Here is a 17,962-nt window from a genome sequence, read left to right on the forward strand (position 1 = left end):
CATCAGGGAAAACCCGCATAGGCATCCCCGAAACAGAAAGGCCGGCACAAAGGCCGGCCCTGGTTTCATTGGTTACTTTCTGCTGCGCCGCGAAGGCGCCCTGCATTGCCCGACGGCCGCCGCGCGGCCGAGGGTGCGGTTGGCTTCGCTCAGGGCGAGGCGGGCTTCTGGTTCCAGTCCGGCGTCGCCGCACCCCGCAGGTTGCGCACGAAGAAATCAAACTTGCGGCGCTGGATGTAGTCCACCGGCTCCTGCGAGCGGCCCACGCCGTGGCCTGTGCCGGGCACGGCCAGCAGATCGAAATCCTTGCCTGCACGGATCAGTGCATCGGCCACCTGGTAGGTGGATGCCGGATCCACGTTCTCGTCCTGCTCACCGACAATCAACAGCAGCTTGCCCTGCAGCCGGTGGGCATTGACCACGCCCGAGGCACGGGTATAGCTGTCATCCAGCGGCCAGCCCAGCCATTGTTCGTTCCAGCTGAGCTTGTCCATGCGGTTGTCGTAGCAGCCGTTGTAGGCCACGGCCACGGTGTAGAACTGCGGATGGAACTGCAGCGCATTGAGCGCGTTCTGGCCCCCGGCCGATGCCCCGTAGATGCCGACGCCGCCGCTGATGTCGTATGAGGCATCGCGTGCGGCCATGGCCTTGTGCCAGGCGATGCGGTCCGGGAAACCGGCATCGCCCAGGTTCTTCCACGCCACATCGTGGAAGGCCTTGGAGCGGTTCATCGTGCCCATGCCGTCGATTTCAACCACGATGAAACCCAGGTCGGCCAGCGCCTGCAATCCCACCAGCCGCTCATTGCTGGATTGCGAATCGAACGGCCAGAACTTCTTCTGCACCGAGGAATCGTGCGGGCCGGCATAGATGCTCTCGATCACCGGGTAACGCCGTGCCGGGTCGTAGTGCGTGGGCCGTACCACCAGCCCCCAGATCGGCGTGTGGCCATCACGACCGGGCGCGGAGAACGACTCCGGCGCGCGGTAGCCTGCGGCAAACAGGGCGCTGGCGTCGCCGCGCTCGATGGTCTCCAGCAGGCGGCCGTCGCGTGCATCGCGCAGTTCGCTGATGTTGGGTTGATCCAGGCGCGACCAGGTATCGACGTAATGCGTCATGTCCGGCGACAGGCTGATCTCGTGCCAGCCATCGCCGGGCGTCATGTGCCGCAGGTTGCGGCCATCGAAATCGACGCGATAGAAATGCTGCAGATAGGGGTCACCGGGTTCCCGGCCACTGGCCGCAAACCATATCTGCCTGCCGGCTTCGTCCACCTTGATGATCTGGCGCACCACCCAGGGGCCCTGGGTGAGCTGCTGCAGCTGCCCGCTGTTGCCGTCCACCATGTACAGGTGGTTCCAGCCATCGCGCTCGGACATCCATACAACCTGCTCGCCGCGGTTGCCCACGTCGTGGAACTCGGCACGGTGCCACCAGCTGTTGACGAAGGTGTCGCTGCGCTCTTCCACCACGGTGCGTGACTTGCCCGTATGCGCATCCACTTCGACCAGCCGCACCCGCTGGTGACCACGCTCGGTATAGCGGAAAGCCAGGGTGCGGCCGTCCGCGCGGAACTGCGGCGTGGTGATTTCGTAAGCATTGTCAAACAGCGTGGTCGGCACATCGATGCGACGGCCGGTGGCCACCTCGAAAATCACCGGGCGGTCGATGTCCACCGGGTCGCCCGGCTTGGGATACAGCTGGGTCTGCACCCGCGGCTGCAACTGGTCGCGCGGCGAGGTTTCCACCCGGGTGACCTGGCGTGCATACCCGGGTGTCACCCGCAGCAGCATGAAACGCGAGGAATCCGGCGACCAGACAATGCTCTCCGGGTCATGGAAATCGGTGGCCGATGCATCGCGGGCCAGCACCCGGGTGCTGCCATCGGCGAGTGTGCGCAGCACCACGCTCGCTTCACGCACCTGCACTTCGTAGCGGCCATCGGGCGAACGCTTGGGCGTGTCGTCCGCCGCCACCGACAGATCGCGCACCACGCCCCAGCCGCGCGGCCGTGCGCTCGGGCCTGGCTCGCTCCAGCGCGCGCACCGATAGCGCGAGCCCAGCTCGCAACGCACCCAGCCACCGTCAATCCACGCCCGCAGGGCACGGCCTTCGGGCTCGTGTGTGTAGTCGGAAAACGGCAGGCGCCTGCCGTCCACCTCGCGCCCCAGCAACGGTGACAGCGCCCCGGCCAATTTGGCCTGGTCGAATGCAGGCACCGCCCGCGCCCGGCCCACGCGGCGGGCGACAAATTCAAAGCCGCCCGGTGCGGTACGGCGGTAACGGTACTGCTGGTTGTCCGTCCAGGTTGCCGGGCCGGCCAGGCCCTGGGTCAGATACATCCACTGTTCACGCAGCTGCAACGAGCGACTGAACGCCGCTTCGTCCGGTGCAGGCGGCGCACTGGCCTGCACCAGCAACGGCATGCCACTTCCGATCAGGCCAAGGGCCAGAATGCGAACGTAACGTTGGATTGCCCCAGGTCGAAGCATGCAGCGTGTCTCCTTGCGTATCAGGGTCAGGCAAATGGCCGGTCGATTGCCGGCGAAGGGGGCGTGAACCACTGCGCGCCGTCGGCGGTGACGTGGAAGTGGTCTTCCAGACGCACACCGAAACTGCCCGGCACCACGATCATCGGTTCATTGCTGCAGCACATGCCTGGCGCCAGCGGCAGCGTGTTGCCGCGCACCAGGTAAGGCGCCTCGTGGATGGCCAGCCCGCAACCGTGGCCGGTGCGGTGCGGCAGGCCCGGCAGCCGGTAGTCCGGCCCCAGGCCGGCGGCTTCCAGCACCGCGCGTGCCGCCTGGTCCACGGCTTCGCACGGCACGCCCGGGCGCACCGCATCGAAGGCGGCCTGTTGCGCGGCGCGCTCCAGGTTCCAGATGCGTACCTGCTCGGCATCGGGCTGGCCGAAGATCCAGGTGCGGGTGATGTCGGAGTTGTAACCCTGCACGCTGCAGCCGGTATCAATCAGCACCAGTTCGCCGCGACGCAGGTGTTGTACGCCGGGAATGCCATGCGGGAACGCCGTGGCATGGCCGAACTGCACGATGCAGAAGGTCGAACCTCCATCGGCACCCAATGCCCGGTGCGCGTCGTCGATGAAACGCACCAGTTCGTCGGTACCGATGCCCTCATGTGCAATGCCGGCGGCGAGCTGCTGCACGAACAGGGTCATGTCACAGGCCTGCTGCATCAAGGCCAGTTCGGCGGGCGACTTGCACATGCGGCAACCGTCGATGAGGGTTGCCGCCGAACGGATCGCCGCTGCACCCAGGTGCGCAGCCAGGCCCACCTGCACACGGAACGGCGCTTCCGGATCCAGCGCCAGCGTGGCTGCGCCGCGCTCGGCCATGGCGCGCGCCACCAGTGCATGCGGATCTTCGTGTTCTTCCCACAGGCGCTTGCCCGCCGGAATACGCAGCACCGCATCCAGCGAGCCTTCCTCGAACACGGGACAGATCAGCAGCGGTTCGCCTTCCAGCGTCAGCAGCATCGCCACCAGCCGCTCGGTGCCGCCCCATGGCACCCCGCAGAACCAGCGCAGCGAGGCGCCGGCGCTGACCAGCAGCGCATCCACGCCCTGCTCGCGCATCCATCCCCGTGCGCGCTCCAGCCGCTGTACGTACTCCGCGCCATCAATGGCCGGCGCACGATGCGGCCACGGCGCCAACCGCGCGCGGGCCTGTTCCAGGGTGAGGTGTCCAATCTGTGGGTTCATGGCAGGGCTCCGATGTCGTCGGTGGTCCAGCGCTGGTCGATCCAGCGCAACAGGCCACCGGGGTTGTGGTCGCGCAGCTCGGGCGGGAGCAACGCATCGGGCACATTGTCGTACGCCTGCAGCGCACTGAAGCGCAGGATGGACGCCGGCAGACCCACCGCGGTGAAGCCCGGCTGCGTGGAGGCCGGATAAGGACCACCGTGCTGCTGCGCCGGGCTGACCAGCACCCCGGTCGGCATGCGGTTGCAGATCAGCCGGCCCACGCGTGGCCGCAGTACCGCCGCCAGCGATTGCCAGGCCGCATCGTCGGCACCCTCGCCGCCGCGGTACACCGTGCCGGTGAGCTGGCCTTCCAGCACCGCGGCAATGGCCTGCATCTGCGCCACGTCATCCACGCGCAGCAGCACACTGCAGGGCCCGAACGCCTCCACCTGGAAACGCGACGGTGCTGCCAGGAACGCCTCGGCCGTTACCGAGAACAGGGTCGAGGCATGGCGGATGCCTTCATCGCCGCGCGTGCCACCACACAACAGCATGGCGCCGGCGTCATGCAGGGCAGCAACCGCGTGCTGCAGCGAGGCAAGCACCGCCGGAGACAGCAACAACAGCGGCGCGCTGGAGGCAAACCGTTCGACAACGGCAGCGACAAAGGCATCGCCCTGCACACCACGCGGCACGATCACCAGGCCGGGATTGGTGCAGAACTGTCCACTGCCCAGCAGACAGGAGTTTGCGAACTCCTCGGCCAACGCAAACCCGCGTTCTGCCAGGGCGGCGGGCAATAGAAATACCGGATTGAGGCTGGACAGCTCACCGTAAAACGGAATACCCGCTGCATCGGCGGCCTGTTTCAATGCCAGCCCCGCCGCGCGGCTGCCGGTGAACGCCACCGCGCCCAACCGCGCATCACCGGCCAAGGCCAGCCCCTGCGCGGGCGCCATGTCATGCAGCAGCTGCACGCTGCCAGCCGGCAGCCCGGCAACCTCGGCGGCATGCTGCGCATGCTCGGCCAGGCGTTGGCTGGTGCCCGGGTGCGAAGGGTGTCCCTTGGCGATGACCGGATTGCGCGCGGCAATGGCCGCGGCAAAGTCGCCGCCGGACACCGCGTTGAAGGCGAACGGAAAATTATTCGGCCCGAAGATCAGCACCGGCTTGCCCAGGGGCGCATGGTGGGAACGCAGGCCTGCGGCGGTATCGATCACCGGCCGCGTCCAGCTCAAGCTGCGCACCGCCGTGGCCGCCTGCCGCAGCTGGCCGCAGGTGCGCGGCAGCTCGTTGCCCCGCAGGCGCGTGGCTGCCGGCAGTCCGGTTTCGGCATGGGCCAGCGCCACCAGCGCATCGGCATCGGCTTCCAGCGCAGCGGCATAGGTTTCGAGAAACGTGGCGATGCGTTCCGGCGCGCATGCGGCCAGTGCCGGAGCGGCGGCGCTGGCCGCAGCCAGCACCTGCTCCACGTCGGCCGCGCCACTGCGGGGGAACTCCGCACCGATGGCCTGCCCGGAGGAGGGATCGATGGCACGGAAGCTTCCGGCGCCATCGCCCGAGGCACGCCAGTGGCCAGCAATGAGTAGCGGCGCGACCATGGCCACCTCAGCGCCGGCGGGTTGCGATGGCGTGGTCGATCACCGCCAGCGCCTGCGCGCGCTCGGTGCCCTCCACCACCAGGCGCGGTGCGCGCACGCGCTCGCTACCCAGCCCCACCCGCTCCTGCATCAGTTTGATCAGCTGCACGAACTTGGGAACGGTGTCCATGCGCAGCAGCGGCAGCGACCACTCATACAGCTCGCGCGCTGCGGCATAGCCGCCCTGGCGTGCCTGCTCGAACAGCTGCACGGCTTCCTCGGGGAATGCATTGACGGTGCCGGCAATCCAGCCTTCGGCGCCCATTGCGATGCCTTCCACGATCAGGTCATCCACGCCCACCAGCAGCACCAGGCGTTCGCCGATCAGGCCCTTGATCGCGGCCAGGCGGCGCACGTCACCGGACGACTCCTTGATGGCCTGCACCTGCGGGAACTGCGCGGCAAACTCGGCGATCTGCTCCGGGCTGAAGTCGGTCTTGTAGGCGATGGGGTTGTTGTAAAGCAGGATCGGCAGATCAGAGGCAGCGATGATGGCGCGGATGTGGGCGCCCATTTCGGTGCGGTCACTGGAGTACACATAGGGCGGCAACACCATCAGCCCACCCGCACCGGCCTGCTTGACGGCCTCCACCAGCGCGATGCCCTCCTGCGTGGACAACGCGGCGATGCCGGCGATGATCGGCACGCGCGCGCCAACCGCTTCAACAAGCGTGCGGACGATGGCGACCTTTTCGTCAAAACTCAGCGTCGCGCTTTCACCCAGCGAGCCCAGCGGCACCAGCCCGCTGCAACCTGCATCCACCAGGTGGCGTGCATGCTCGGCCAGGAAACGGTGATCCACCTCGCCGCTGTCGGTGAAGGGCGTGGTGATGGCCGGCAACACGCCGCGCCAGAATTGTGCGTTGTTCATCAGGAATTACCCGGTTCGTAGTGATCGAAGGAAACATCCGCCAATGCAGCCAACGTGACAGGCGTCAACGGTGGCCGCACGGCCGTGGGGGAAAGACTGGGAGAGGCCAACCGCAGTTCGCGCAGCGCAGCACCGCAGACACGGCCCTGGCAGGCGCCCATGCCGCAGCGCGTGACCAGGCGCAGCTGGCGCGGATCGTGGTGTGCGCGTACCGCCGACAGCGGGACATCCTCGCAACGGCATACCACGGTGTCCCCGGCGGCCAGCGCACGCGCCTGCGCCGAAGGGACAAAATGACGATGCAGCAGCGCCGCGTATGCCCGCTCGTGTTCGCGGCGCACCCGCAGTGCTTCACCCGCACGCTCATCACCCAGCGCAAAGCAGGCGGCCATCGCACCTTCGATGCGCGCGCAGTCGCGCCCACCGACACCGATCACTTCACCGGCAGCGTGGATGTCGGCATGGCTGCTGCGCAGGCGCCGGTCAACGCGCAGTACCGGGTGCGTATACGAAACATCCAGTTCACAACCGAGCATGCGGGCCAGTTCAATGTTCGGCACCAAGCCCCAGCCCACCGCCAGCAGATCGCATGCAATGCGCTCGGCAATGCCATTGCCGAGGACCACATCCACCGCGTTCAGCGCATCACCACCATGGGCTGCCAACACCACGCTGCGCTTGTGCCAGGGCACGCCCGCCAAGCCGAGCCGCAGGGTTGCGGCCTGCAGCAACTTGTCCGGCCAGCGCCACAGCTGCCGCGCGAAGGCATACAGCTCCGCTGCGCCCAGCTGTTCGTGGATTCCCACAAGTTGCGCACCATGGCGTTTCAGGGTGGTGGCGGCGGCAAGCAGCAACGGCCCGGTGCCGGCTACCAGCACGCGCTTGCCGGCCACCGGCCAGCCCTGCTTGGCCAGCGCCTGCAGACCACCGGCACCACTGACGCCGGGCAGAGTCCAGCCAGGAAACGGCAGCAGCAGTTCGCGCGCGCCGGTGGCGATCACCAGCTTGCGCCAATGCAGCGCCACCGTTTCGTCGCCCTGCGTGGCCAGCAGACAATGCGCGTCGGCCATCGCCACTTCATGCGCGGGCAGCCAGTGGATGCCCGCGTGCGGGAGTGACTGGATCTGCGCCCGTGCCATTGCCGGTATGCCGAAGCGCAGATCATGCCGCCACACCTGGCCACCTGCGCGCGGCTGCGCATCCACCAGCCCAACCCTGGCGCCACGCCGTGCTGCCGCGTGTGCGGCCGCCAGCCCCGCCGGGCCGGCCCCGACCACCAGCAGATCGAAACACTGCTGCTTCATCGCGGTGTCTCCACCTGCATGCCGGGCCGCGCCACTACCATGCAGGCGCGTACCTGCTCGGCCGTGTCGATGCGCACGCGGCATTCAAAACAAATGCCCATGCCGCACAGCGGTGCACGCGGCTCCCCGCCAGGCGAGCGACGGAAGCGTTGGCTGACCTGGGCAACGGCGGCGGCGACGGTCGCGCCCTCTGCCACCTCCACGCGCCGGCCATCCACGTTCAGGACAACACGGCTCATTGCGCTGCACCCAGTACACGGCCCGGCTCGAACGGCGACAGCGACAGTGCCGGCGACCGGCCCAGCAGCGCATCGATCACCAGGCGGGCACTGCCCGGCGCAGCAGTGATGCCCAGGCCTTCGTGGCCCGCCGCCACCCACACATCGCGACGCCCCGGCACTGCTCCCAGATACGGCAGGCCATCCACCGTGGCCGGCCGGAAACCGCACCAGCTGCGCAATGCGTTCAGTCCCTGCAGCGCAGGCACAAACTCGAATGCCCGCTGCAGCATGCGCTGCAGCAACACGGGCGACACACCGTTGTCGCTTGCGTCGTATTCCCGCGACGAGCCGATCAGCAGCTGTCCATTCGGACGCGGCTGCACGTTGAATGAAACGCTGGCCGCATCATTGCCGTGTGCGGCAGCGGCGTAACCCATTTCGATCAGTTGATGTCGCAGCAGCGGGCGGTGCCGGTCGGTGATGACCAGTTGCCCCTTGCGCGCGCGCATGGGCAGCTCGGGCAGCAGTTCCTGCAACGCCGTGCCCGTGGCTACCAGCACCGGGCCGTGCAGCGCCTGGCCGTCGGACAGCAGTACGCCGTCATCGACCAGTTGCACGGCGCGCGTACCGGCAAACAACTGGGCGCCGTCGCGGCAGGCTTCGGTGATCAGACGCCACACGATGCGCGGCGGGTAGACCACGGCGTCGTCGGCCACCCGCATGCCACCGTGCATGCCAGCAGCCAGCGCCGGCTCCAATGCGTGCAGGCGCGTCGCATCCACCGCATGTGCGCCCACGCCCGCCGCCGCAAGCGCCTCCACGCGCCTGTCAACGTCGGCCAACTCGGCCTCGCTGCGCGCCACCCACAAGGTACCGCAACGCTGGTATTCGGCCTGCGGCCAGTTTGCCCAGCGCTGCCACATGCCCAGCGAATACGTACACAGCGCCAATTCGTCGCGGTTGCCATCCATCGCCACCAGGTGCCCCATTGCCGCGGCACTGGTACCGCCGCCGATCACGCCCGCCTCCACCACCGCCACGCGCAGGCCGGCGGCCACGGCCGCTTCCGCGCAGGCCGCACCGACGATGCCGGCACCGATGATGATCAGGTCATGGTGGCTGCGCTGCATCATGCCCGCATACCACCGATACCCCAGGCGAAGGGATCGGCGGGATCAACCAGCAGCGTGGCACGCGCGGTGATCCACGCCTGGCCGCTGATGCGCGGCAGGATGCCGCGCACGCCGCGGCGGTACGACGCCTCGAATGCAGTGCCCAGGATGCCCTGCTGCACCCAGCCCTCGCCTTCAGCCAGCTTGCCGTCCGCAGCCAGGCAGGCCAGCTTGGCGCTGGTGCCGGTACCGCAGGGTGAGCGGTCATACGCCAGCCCCGGGCACAGCACGAAGTTGCGCATTTGTCCGCTGCCATCGGGCGCCGCCGCGTTGACCTCGATATGGTCGATGGCACCGTCACTGCCGGCGATGCCGGCATGTTCCAGCGCAATGCGTATCGCCTCGGTATAGGCCGTCAGCTCGCGCTGGTTGTCCAGGCTCAGCGCACAGGGCGCCTGTGCGGTGATGAAAAACCAGTTGCCGCCCCAGGCAACATCACCACGCACCACGCCATGGCCCGGCACCTGGACGGCAACATCGGCCAGGTAGCGCCAGCTCTCGACGTTGTCCACCGCGACGCGGCCGTCCTCGAACAGCTCCACACCCACCGTGCCCACCGGCGTTTCGATGCGATGCCTGCCCGCTGTAATGCGCCCCAGCTCGGCCAGGGTACGCACCACGCCGATGGTGCCGTGGCCGCACATGCCCAGGTAGCCCACGTTGTTGAAGAAGATCACCCCGGCACAGGCAGTGGCGTCCTGTGCTGGCACCAACAACGCACCGACCATGGTGTCCGAGCCACGCGGCTCGCATGCAAGGGCCGAGCGCCAGTGGTCGAAATGTTCGGCAAAACGCTCCCGCAGCTGCTGCAGGTTGCCATGGCCAAGATCGGGAAAACCGCCAAGTACGACCCGCGTTGGTTCGCCTGCGGTATGCGAATCGATGATGTCTATTGCGTGCATGCAGCCATGCTCCCATCGCCGGCACAGGCCCGAATAGCAGGCGATTGCGTGCCCTCATGCGGAATTCGGCACAACCCCTCCAGAGCCCGGCAAACGTCCCGTGGCATGCGCTAGCATCGGCCGCACGCCACCCTGAAGGCCGCCACCGCGATGACGATGCCCATGGAAGCACAGCATTCCTCGAACGATGTGCAGCACCTGTTTGATGCACTCCCCGACACCGTGTTCTTCGTCAAGGACCGGCAAGGGCGTTACACCCATTGCAACCTCACCCTGGTGCAGCGGCTGGGGAAGAAGAAGCGCGGTGACGTCATCGGGCGTTCGCCGCTGGATGTCTTTCCGCCGCCGCTGGGAAACCGCTACCTGCTGCAGGACCAGCAGGTACTCAATGGCGACCCCATCGTTGATCGGCTGGAAGTGCACCTGTATCCCAACCGCCGCCCCGGCTGGTGCCTGACCCTCAAGCGGCCCCTGTACTGCGCCGGTGTGATCAGCGGCCTGATGGGCGTGTCACGCGACCTCGGCCGCCCCAACAGCCGTCATTCCGCATTCGCTCAGCTCGACCGCGTGGTGGCCTTCATGCAGCTCAACTTTGAAACCAACCTGCGCGCACCGCAGCTGGCGGAGATGGCGGGGATTTCCCTGGCACAGCTGGAGCGGCATTTCCGCCATGTGTTCCAGCTCACGCCGCAGCAGTACCTGATAAAGCTGCGCATCGAGATGGCCATGCGCTTGCTCCGCGACGACGGCAGCATTGCCAGCATCGGCCAGCGCTGTGGTTTCAGTGATCAAAGCGCGTTTGCCCGCCAGTTCAAGGCCATCGTCGGCATGACGCCAAGTGAGTACCGCGCCCTGGACGACAGCTTCGGCATGATGGAACCGGCACTGGAAGCGGCCGAATCGCGCACGGGATGACGCCACCGGCATGCTTGACGGGGCCGCCTGCCCCGCACCGAGGCCGGGGCGTCTCTGCAGCCCGATGAAAGCCGCGTTCGAGTGAAAGCCGCAGATGAACCACTGCACTGGAATCTGATGGACCGCAAAGAAAAACGCCGGCCCTGCGGCCGGCGTTTCCTGTTTCATCGTTGTCGCTCAATCAATGCGAAGACGCCTTGCTGGCACCGACGCCGGTTTCGGCACGCACCTGCTGTGCCGGGTAGGCGGCACGTTCGGCCTGTGCGTTCTTGCTCTTGTCGGTGATCGAGAAGAACCAGATCGCAACGAACGCGATGGTCATCGAGAACAGCGCCGGGCTGGTGTACGGGAACGGCGCGCTGCCGGCGGCGTTGCCCAGCGTGTCCACCCACACCGACGGCGACAGCAACGTCAGGATCAGCGACGAAGCCAGGCCCAGCGAACCACCGATCACCGCACCGCGGGTGGTGCAGTCCTTCCACAGCAGCGACAGGATCAGCACCGGGAAGTTGGCCGAGGCAGCGATGGCGAAGGCCAGCGACACCATGAAGGCCACGTTCTGCTTCTCGAACACGATGCCCAGCAGCACGGCGATCACACCCAGCACCAGGGTGGTGATGCGCGAGACACGCAGCTCCGAGCCCGGCGGCGGGTTGCCCTGCTTGAACACGGTGGCGTACAGGTCATGCGACACCGCCGAAGCACCGGACAGCGTCAGGCCTGCGACCACGGCCAGGATGGTGGCAAACGCCACCGCCGAGATGAAGCCCATGAACAGGTTGCCGCCCACGGCCTTGCCAACCAGCACGGCCGCCATGTTCGGGCCGCCCTGGATGGTGCCGGTGACCGGATCGGCGTACTCCGGGTTGGTCAACACCAGTGCAATGGCACCAAAGCCGATGATGAAGATCAGGATGTAGAAGTAGCCAATCCAGGTGGTCGCCCACAGCACCGACTTGCGTGCCTGCTTTGCATCGGGAACGGTGAAGAAGCGCATCAGGATGTGCGGCAGGCCGGCGGTGCCGAACATCAGCGCCATGCCGAAGGAGATGGCCGAGATCGGGTCCTTGACGAAGCCACCCGGGCCCATGATGGCCAGGCCGCTGGCCGCCGCTTCCTCGGCACTCTTGCCGCTGTTGGCCGCGATCTGGGTCTTGACCCGCACCGCCTCGGTGAACAGCGCCTCGAAGCTGAAGTTGAAGTGCCACATCACCATCAACGCCATGAAGGTGACGCCGAACAGCAGCAGGCAGGCCTTGATGATCTGCACCCAGGTGGTGGCGGTCATGCCGCCGAACAGCACGTAGACCATCATCAGTACGCCGACCAGCGCCACCGCCACCCAGTAGTCCAGGCCGAACAGCAGCTTGATCAGCGCACCGGCACCGACCATCTGCGCGATCAGGTAGAACAGCACCACCACCAGCGTGCCGGACGCGGCAAACATGCGGATCGGCTTCTGCTGGAAGCGGTAACCGGCCACGTCGGCAAAGGTGAAGCGGCCCAGGTTGCGCAGGCGCTCGGCCATCAGGAAGGTCAGGATCGGCCAGCCCACCAGGAAGCCCAGCGCGTAGATCAGGCCGTCGTAACCATTGGCCATCACCGCCGCGGTGATGCCCAGGAACGAAGCCGCCGACATGTAGTCACCGGCAATGGCCAGGCCGTTCTGGAAGCCGGTGATGCCGCCGCCGGCGGTGTAGAAATCCGACGCGGACTTGGTGCGGGCCGCGGCCCACTTGGTGATGCCCAACGTGGCCAGCACGAAGGCCGCGAACATGATGATCGCGGTCCAGTTGGTCGGCTGGCGCACGGTCTGGCCGATGTCACCACCGGCCGCCAGTGCGGCGCCGCTGGCCGCCATCAGCGCCAGCAACGCGCCTGATCGCAGGAAGGAGTGGCTCATTTGGATTCCTCCACGATCTGCTGGGTCAACTGGTCGAATTCCTTGTTGGCACGGCGCACGTAGAAGCCGGTGATCAGGATGGTGAACACCATCAGGCCCAGCGCGATCGGAATGCCGACGGTGGTGACCTTGCCGGCACCGATGGGCGTGGCAAGGAAGGCCTTGTCGAAAGCGATCAGGCCGATATAGCCGTAGTAGCCCAGCAACATCAGCACGGTGAGGGTCCAACCCAATGTGTTGCGCATGCGACGCAGGCGCTGGTACTTCGGGTTGGAGGCGATCCGCTCAATTCGAGGATCGACGGAAGCATTCATCGGAATTCTCCAGAGTTCGGGAATACGGCCGCGCGGGTGTGCAGGGCACACCTGTGCGATGGCATGAGTGCTCCCCGTGGGGGTAGGGAGATGAGGCGTACTGCGTTTGCTTCAACGGCGCCGGTGCCTGCGAGGACACCGGCGCCGGCAATTCAGAAGCTGTACTTGGTGGTGAACTGCAAGCGGCTGATGTCACCCTTCTTGCCGTTCTCGATTTCGCGCACGCCGTACATCAGCTCGGCACCGATATCGACCTTGGGCATGGGTGTGTAGAACACGTTGCCGCGGATGGACTGCGTGCTCTTGGTCACCAGGTCGCCAGTGATGGAAGCGTTGTTGTCGTAATCGCTGCGGGCGTAGATCAGGTTGGTGCGCAGCTTCGGGCTGAAGGCATGGCGCCAGCCCACGTAAGCGGCGACCACGCCGGTCGGGTCGATCTCGTCGCGGATCGCGTCATAGCCGCTGTCGGCGGTGATGCCCAGGCCGATGTAGCGGGAAATGCCTTCGCCACCTGTCAGCTGGTAATGCAGGCTGTCGCTGTCGCCCATCACCCACTTGCCGCCCAGGGTGAGGCCGCCGGCCACCTTGCTGGCGTCGGCACCCGTGGCCTGGTTGTCGAGCTTGAGCTGGCGCACCAGGCCGGCCACGCCGAAGGTGCCCCAGTCGCCCTTCCAGCCGTAACGCACGGTCAGGTCCGGCATCGAGCCGCGGTCGGAGTTGGCCACCGCCGGTACGTTCCACTTGCCGGTGCCCGGGTTGAAGGTGCCGGTGAGCGTGGTGGTTTCCGGGTTTTCCAGGGCAACGCTCAAACCGCCATTGGTGTAACGGATCTGCGCCTGGCGCACGAACACCACGCCATCGGTCGGGCCGACGAAATCCACCGCTTCGGGGATCGACGCTGCATCCATGAAGTTGGACCAGGTCTGGCCGGCCAACCACTTGTTCCAGTACATGTAAGCGTGACGCAGGGTCACGCCGTAGGTGTTGGTCGCGGTCTGGTTGCCCAGCGAATTGCCGAAGAAATCCATCTCGACCATGGCGCCGGCCTTGTCGCCGTTTTCGGCCACATGGTCCACACCCAGATTGAAGCGCGAGAACTTGGCGTGCGCGTTGTAGTCCACATCCGATGCCTTGCCGCTACCGCCGGCACCGTGCACGGGCGTCTGTCCCGGCAGGTACAGCGCGCGGCCGGTGGCATCGTCGGCCAGCTGACCGTCGCCGGTGCGCGTGGCCAGGAAGTCGGCCTTGATGAAGCCACCAAACTTGAAGGTGGTGCCCGGCGCTGCGCCCGGGGTGATGCTGGTGACCTGGATGGGTTGCTTGCCGGCCGGCACCGTTGCCACGGCCGGGCGTTCGGCCTGCGCCGCGCGCACCTGCACCACGTCACTCTGGGCCTGGGTGATGGCGCTCTGCTGTTGCTGCTGCGCCGACAGCAACAACTGCACCTGCCGCTCCAGCTCCATCACGCGTGCTTCCAGTGCCTGCTCCTTGGCCGTTTGTGCAAAGGCCATGCCGGGCACCAGCAGCGCCACGAATACCGCGGCGGCCAGCGGCCGACGGGCCGTCTTCAACAGTTGTGTACTCATGGAATCAGCCTCTCTCCGACTGGCGTTGGCGACCGCAGCAGCGGCACGTTCCCGGGCAGGGTGCGCGGCGCCGGCGGCGGGCGGCTATTCGCCATTAGTCGTAAGCAGCGGTGCATTCGACCATCGTCTAACAGCGGGGGCAGCGCGGGATGGGGTGGATGCGGCACACTTGGGGGGTCCGGCCATGTCACACGACATGGCTCATCCATTGGTTACAAGTGCAAATGTGAGGGTTGCCATGACTGATGTATATCCCGTTGATTCCGCGTTCGCCGAGAAGACACGGATCGACAAGAACACATACCAGCAGCTGTACCGCGAATCGGTGGAAAACCCCGATGCTTTCTGGGCCAAGGCCGCCGAGCGCCTGGACTGGTATGTAAAGCCGACCAAGATCAAGAACGTCAGCTACAAGCTCGACGATTTCCGCATCAAGTGGTTCGAGGACGGCGAGCTCAACGTCAGCGTCAACTGCCTGGACCGGCAGCTGGCCACGCGCGGTGACAAGACCGCCATCCTGTTCGAGGCCGACAGCCCCGACACGCCGTCGCAGAAGATCACCTACCGCGAGCTGTACGAGCGCGTCTGCCGCCTGGGCAACGCACTGCGCGCGCTCGGCATCAAGAAGGGTGACCGCGTCACCATCTACCTGCCGATGATCGTCGATGCCGCCGTGGCGATGCTGGCCTGCGCCCGTGTCGGTGCAATCCATTCGGTGGTGTTTGGTGGCTTTGCCGCCAACTCCATCGCCGACCGTGTCGGTGACTGCGGCAGCAAGCTGATCATCACCGCCGATGAAGGCCTGCGCGGTGGCAAGAAGGTGCCGCTGAAGGCCAACGTCGATGCCGCACTGAAGCTGCCCGGCACCAACACCGTGGAAACCGTGCTGGTGGTGCGCCACACCGGCGGCGCGGTGGACATGCAGGCGCCGCGCGACCGCTGGTTCCATGATGTGGTGGATACCCAGCCGGCCGTGTGCGAACCCGAGCGCATGAACGCCGAGGATCCGCTGTTCATCCTCTACACCTCCGGCTCCACCGGCAAGCCCAAGGGCGTGCTGCACACCAGTGGCGGTTACCTGCTGTACGCGGCCTACACGCATGAAGCCGTGTTCGACCTGCGCGAGGACGACATCTACTGGTGCACCGCCGACGTGGGCTGGGTCACCGGCCACAGTTACATCGTCTACGGCCCGCTGGCCAACGGCGCCACCTCGGTGATGTTCGAGGGCGTGCCGAACTACCCCAACACCTCGCGTTTCTGGGAAGTGATCGACAAGCACCAGGTCACCATCTTCTACACCGCGCCGACCGCCATCCGTGCGCTGATGCGCGAAGGCGAGGAGCCGGTCAAGCGCACCTCGCGTTCCAGCCTGCGTTTGCTGGGCAGTGTCGGTGAGCCGATCAATCCCGAAGCCTGGCGCTGGTACTACGAGGTGGTGGGCGATGCACGCTGCCCCATCGTCGATACCTGGTGGCAGACCGAAACCGGCGGCATCCTCATTTCGCCGCTGCCCGGCGCCATCGACCTGAAGCCCGGCTCGGCCACGCTGCCGTTCTTCGGCGTGCAGCCGGCCCTGGTCAGTGCCGACGGTGAGCCGCTGGAAGGCGCTGCCGAAGGCAACCTGATCATCCGCGACTCCTGGCCGGGCCAGATGCGCACCGTGTACGGTGACGACCAGCGCTTCATCGACACCTACTTCCGCACCTACCCGGGCAGCTACTTCACCGGCGACGGCTGCCGCCGCGATGAAGATGGCTACTACTGGATCACCGGCCGCGTCGATGACGTTATCAACGTCTCCGGCCACCGCATCGGTACCGCCGAGGTGGAAAGCGCGCTGGTCTCGCACCCGAAGGTGGCCGAAGCGGCGGTGGTCGGCTTCCCGCACGACATCAAGGGCCAGGGCATCTACGCCTACGTCACCCTGGTGGCCGGCGAACCGCAGACCGATGAACTGCTCAAGGAACTGGTGGTGTGGGTGCGCAAGGAGATCGGCCCGATCGCCGCGCCCGATCACCTGCAGTGGGCACCGGGCCTGCCCAAGACCCGCTCGGGCAAGATCATGCGCCGCATCCTGCGCAAGATCGCCGAGAACGCGCCGGACCAGCTCGGTGATACCTCCACCCTGGCCGATCCGTCGGTGGTGGCCTCGCTGGTGGAAGAACGCAAGGTCCGCTGAGCAACATGCCGCAACAGCGGCCAACAGGGCAGCGGGAATGCACGGCCGGTAAAGCGTCATTCCCGCCGGTTCCTCGTAAACTCCATGGGCGGCAGGCAAACTGACCGCCCAGGGAGTCCCCACTCCCGACGCCCTGTTCCCCATTCCCCGTTGGTGACATGCCTACCCTCCTGATCGCCGATGACCACCCGCTGTTCCGCGAAGCCCTCAAGGGCGCGGTGCAACGTGTCATTCCCGGCGTGCAGTTGCTGGAGGCCGACAGCGTCGAAGCGCTGTACACACTGGCCGAACAACACCCCGATGCCGACCTGGTGTTGATGGATCTGAACATGCCCGGCGCGCAGGGTTTCAACGCGCTGGTGCACCTGCGCTCGCTGCACCCGCAGTTGCCCATCGTGGTGGTCTCCGCCCGCGAGGAACCCACGGTAATGCGCCGCGCACTCGACCACGGTGCCTTCGGCTTCATTCCAAAATCCGCCGACTCGGACACCATCGGCCACGCGCTGGGCACCATCCTCGATGGCGAGCGCTGGGCACCAGCCGAGGCGCACAACGTGCCGCCCACCGATCACGAAGAACGCGAGGTCGGCCAGCGCCTGCGTGAGCTGACCCCGCAGCAGTTCCGTGTGCTGCAGATGCTCGGTGCCGGCCGCCTGAACAAGCAGATCGCCTACGACCTGGGCGTTTCCGAGGCCACCATCAAGGCGCACGTCACCGCGATCCTGCGCAAGCTTGGCGTCACCAACCGCACCCAGGCGGTGCTGATGGCCGGCAAGCTGGCCATCGACGACGACGCCATCGTGCTGCCGCCGGAAGAAGACTGAGCGACACGCCGCGTTCGCCTGTCTGGTGGCGAATGCAGGGAAGGTATGCCGGCGTGTCCTTTATTTCATTGACGACGCAGTGGACGTCCGTTCCGGGCGTGGCTGTGCCGTGGTTGCGAAAGCCTCCCTCCCCAACCCGTCCGGCCCGAAGGCACAGCCTTCGGTCGTTCATCAGGCCGCGCGCCAGTGGCGCGCAAGCAGGCCTTCTTCACCCCCTTCGCGGTGCGAAAGGGAGGGGGCGGAACGTGCAGCTGCACGATTGAATGACCGCCGATGCCGTTGCTTTGTAGTTGCTGCGGTTCCTGCGTTTGCCAGCAGGATTGCGGGGGCTGTTGCTTCTGCTTCTGCTGTTGCTTTGGCTGTTGCTTTGGCTTTGGCTGTTGCTTTGGCTTTGGCTGTTGCTCCACCGCCCCCTCCCTTTCACC

At 66.4% G+C, this 17,962-nt stretch carries 14 protein-coding genes; 3 read left to right on the plus strand and 11 right to left on the minus strand.

The features are described from left to right. Positions 1 to 149 precede the first annotated feature (149 nt). From ACVOLO_RS02130 to ACVOLO_RS02165, 8 genes are read right to left on the minus strand one after another with little or no spacing between them, the layout of a single operon-like run. A complete protein-coding gene (locus ACVOLO_RS02130) occupies positions 150 to 2,492 on the minus strand; it encodes a DPP IV N-terminal domain-containing protein (protein WP_481568625.1) in 2,343 nt (780 codons plus the stop codon). 26 nt (positions 2,493 to 2,518) lie between these two features. Further along, the gene (locus ACVOLO_RS02135) at positions 2,519 to 3,721 is read right to left on the minus strand and encodes a M24 family metallopeptidase (protein WP_481568626.1); all 1,203 of its coding nucleotides are present in this window, start codon (positions 3,719 to 3,721) and stop codon (positions 2,519 to 2,521) included. After that, positions 3,718 to 5,304, minus strand: a complete 1,587-nt coding sequence (locus ACVOLO_RS02140) for an aldehyde dehydrogenase family protein (RefSeq protein WP_481568627.1) — start codon at positions 5,302 to 5,304, stop codon at positions 3,718 to 3,720. Before ACVOLO_RS02140 ends, ACVOLO_RS02135 begins: the two co-directional genes overlap by 4 nt. 7 nt (positions 5,305 to 5,311) lie before the next feature. Then, entirely contained in the window at positions 5,312 to 6,214 is a 903-nt protein-coding gene (locus ACVOLO_RS02145; protein WP_481568628.1) for a dihydrodipicolinate synthase family protein, read from the minus strand. Further along, entirely contained in the window at positions 6,214 to 7,518 is a 1,305-nt protein-coding gene (locus tag ACVOLO_RS02150; protein ID WP_481568629.1) for an FAD-dependent oxidoreductase, read from the minus strand. The genes ACVOLO_RS02145 and ACVOLO_RS02150 overlap by 1 nt, the downstream gene beginning before the upstream one ends. Continuing rightward, positions 7,515 to 7,757 carry a 2Fe-2S iron-sulfur cluster-binding protein gene (locus ACVOLO_RS02155; RefSeq protein WP_481568630.1) on the minus strand — a complete coding sequence of 81 codons (243 nt, stop codon included), beginning with the start codon at positions 7,755 to 7,757 and terminating at the stop codon, positions 7,515 to 7,517. The genes ACVOLO_RS02150 and ACVOLO_RS02155 overlap by 4 nt, the downstream gene beginning before the upstream one ends. Then, the gene (locus tag ACVOLO_RS02160) at positions 7,754 to 8,872 is read right to left on the minus strand and encodes an NAD(P)/FAD-dependent oxidoreductase (RefSeq protein WP_481568631.1); all 1,119 of its coding nucleotides are present in this window, start codon (positions 8,870 to 8,872) and stop codon (positions 7,754 to 7,756) included. Before ACVOLO_RS02160 ends, ACVOLO_RS02155 begins: the two co-directional genes overlap by 4 nt. Then, on the minus strand, positions 8,869 to 9,813 hold the full coding sequence (locus ACVOLO_RS02165) for a proline racemase family protein (protein ID WP_481568632.1): 945 nt from the start codon (positions 9,811 to 9,813) through the stop codon (positions 8,869 to 8,871). Before ACVOLO_RS02165 ends, ACVOLO_RS02160 begins: the two co-directional genes overlap by 4 nt. Before the next feature lie 162 nt (positions 9,814 to 9,975). Here ACVOLO_RS02165 and ACVOLO_RS02170 point away from each other — a divergent pair, with 162 nt between their 5' ends. Next, positions 9,976 to 10,728 carry a PAS domain-containing protein gene (locus ACVOLO_RS02170; RefSeq protein WP_481568633.1) on the plus strand — a complete coding sequence of 251 codons (753 nt, stop codon included), beginning with the start codon at positions 9,976 to 9,978 and terminating at the stop codon, positions 10,726 to 10,728. A 181-nt stretch (positions 10,729 to 10,909) separates the two neighbouring features. On the opposite strand, the gene ACVOLO_RS02175 is transcribed toward ACVOLO_RS02170, so the two are convergent. The 3 genes from ACVOLO_RS02175 to ACVOLO_RS02185 form a co-directional block, all read right to left on the minus strand. Beyond that, complete coding sequence (locus tag ACVOLO_RS02175) at positions 10,910 to 12,589, minus strand: cation acetate symporter (protein WP_481568675.1); 1,680 nt, start codon at positions 12,587 to 12,589, stop codon at positions 10,910 to 10,912. Positions 12,590 to 12,627: 38 nt separating this feature from the next. Continuing rightward, the gene (locus ACVOLO_RS02180) at positions 12,628 to 12,945 is read right to left on the minus strand and encodes a DUF485 domain-containing protein (RefSeq protein WP_481568634.1); all 318 of its coding nucleotides are present in this window, start codon (positions 12,943 to 12,945) and stop codon (positions 12,628 to 12,630) included. Between the two features lie 152 nt (positions 12,946 to 13,097). Further along, complete coding sequence (locus ACVOLO_RS02185) at positions 13,098 to 14,531, minus strand: DcaP family trimeric outer membrane transporter (RefSeq protein WP_481568635.1); 1,434 nt, start codon at positions 14,529 to 14,531, stop codon at positions 13,098 to 13,100. A gap of 238 nt (positions 14,532 to 14,769) precedes the next feature. On the opposite strand from ACVOLO_RS02185, the gene acs reads away from it, so the two are divergent. Beyond that, on the plus strand, positions 14,770 to 16,713 hold the full coding sequence (gene acs / locus ACVOLO_RS02190; protein WP_481568636.1) for an acetate--CoA ligase: 1,944 nt from the start codon (positions 14,770 to 14,772) through the stop codon (positions 16,711 to 16,713). Between the two features lie 158 nt (positions 16,714 to 16,871). Beyond that, a complete protein-coding gene (locus ACVOLO_RS02195) occupies positions 16,872 to 17,537 on the plus strand; it encodes a response regulator transcription factor (protein WP_481568637.1) in 666 nt (221 codons plus the stop codon). Positions 17,538 to 17,962: the final 425 nt, after the last annotated feature.

The organism is Stenotrophomonas sp. STEN056 (genome assembly GCF_056759635.1).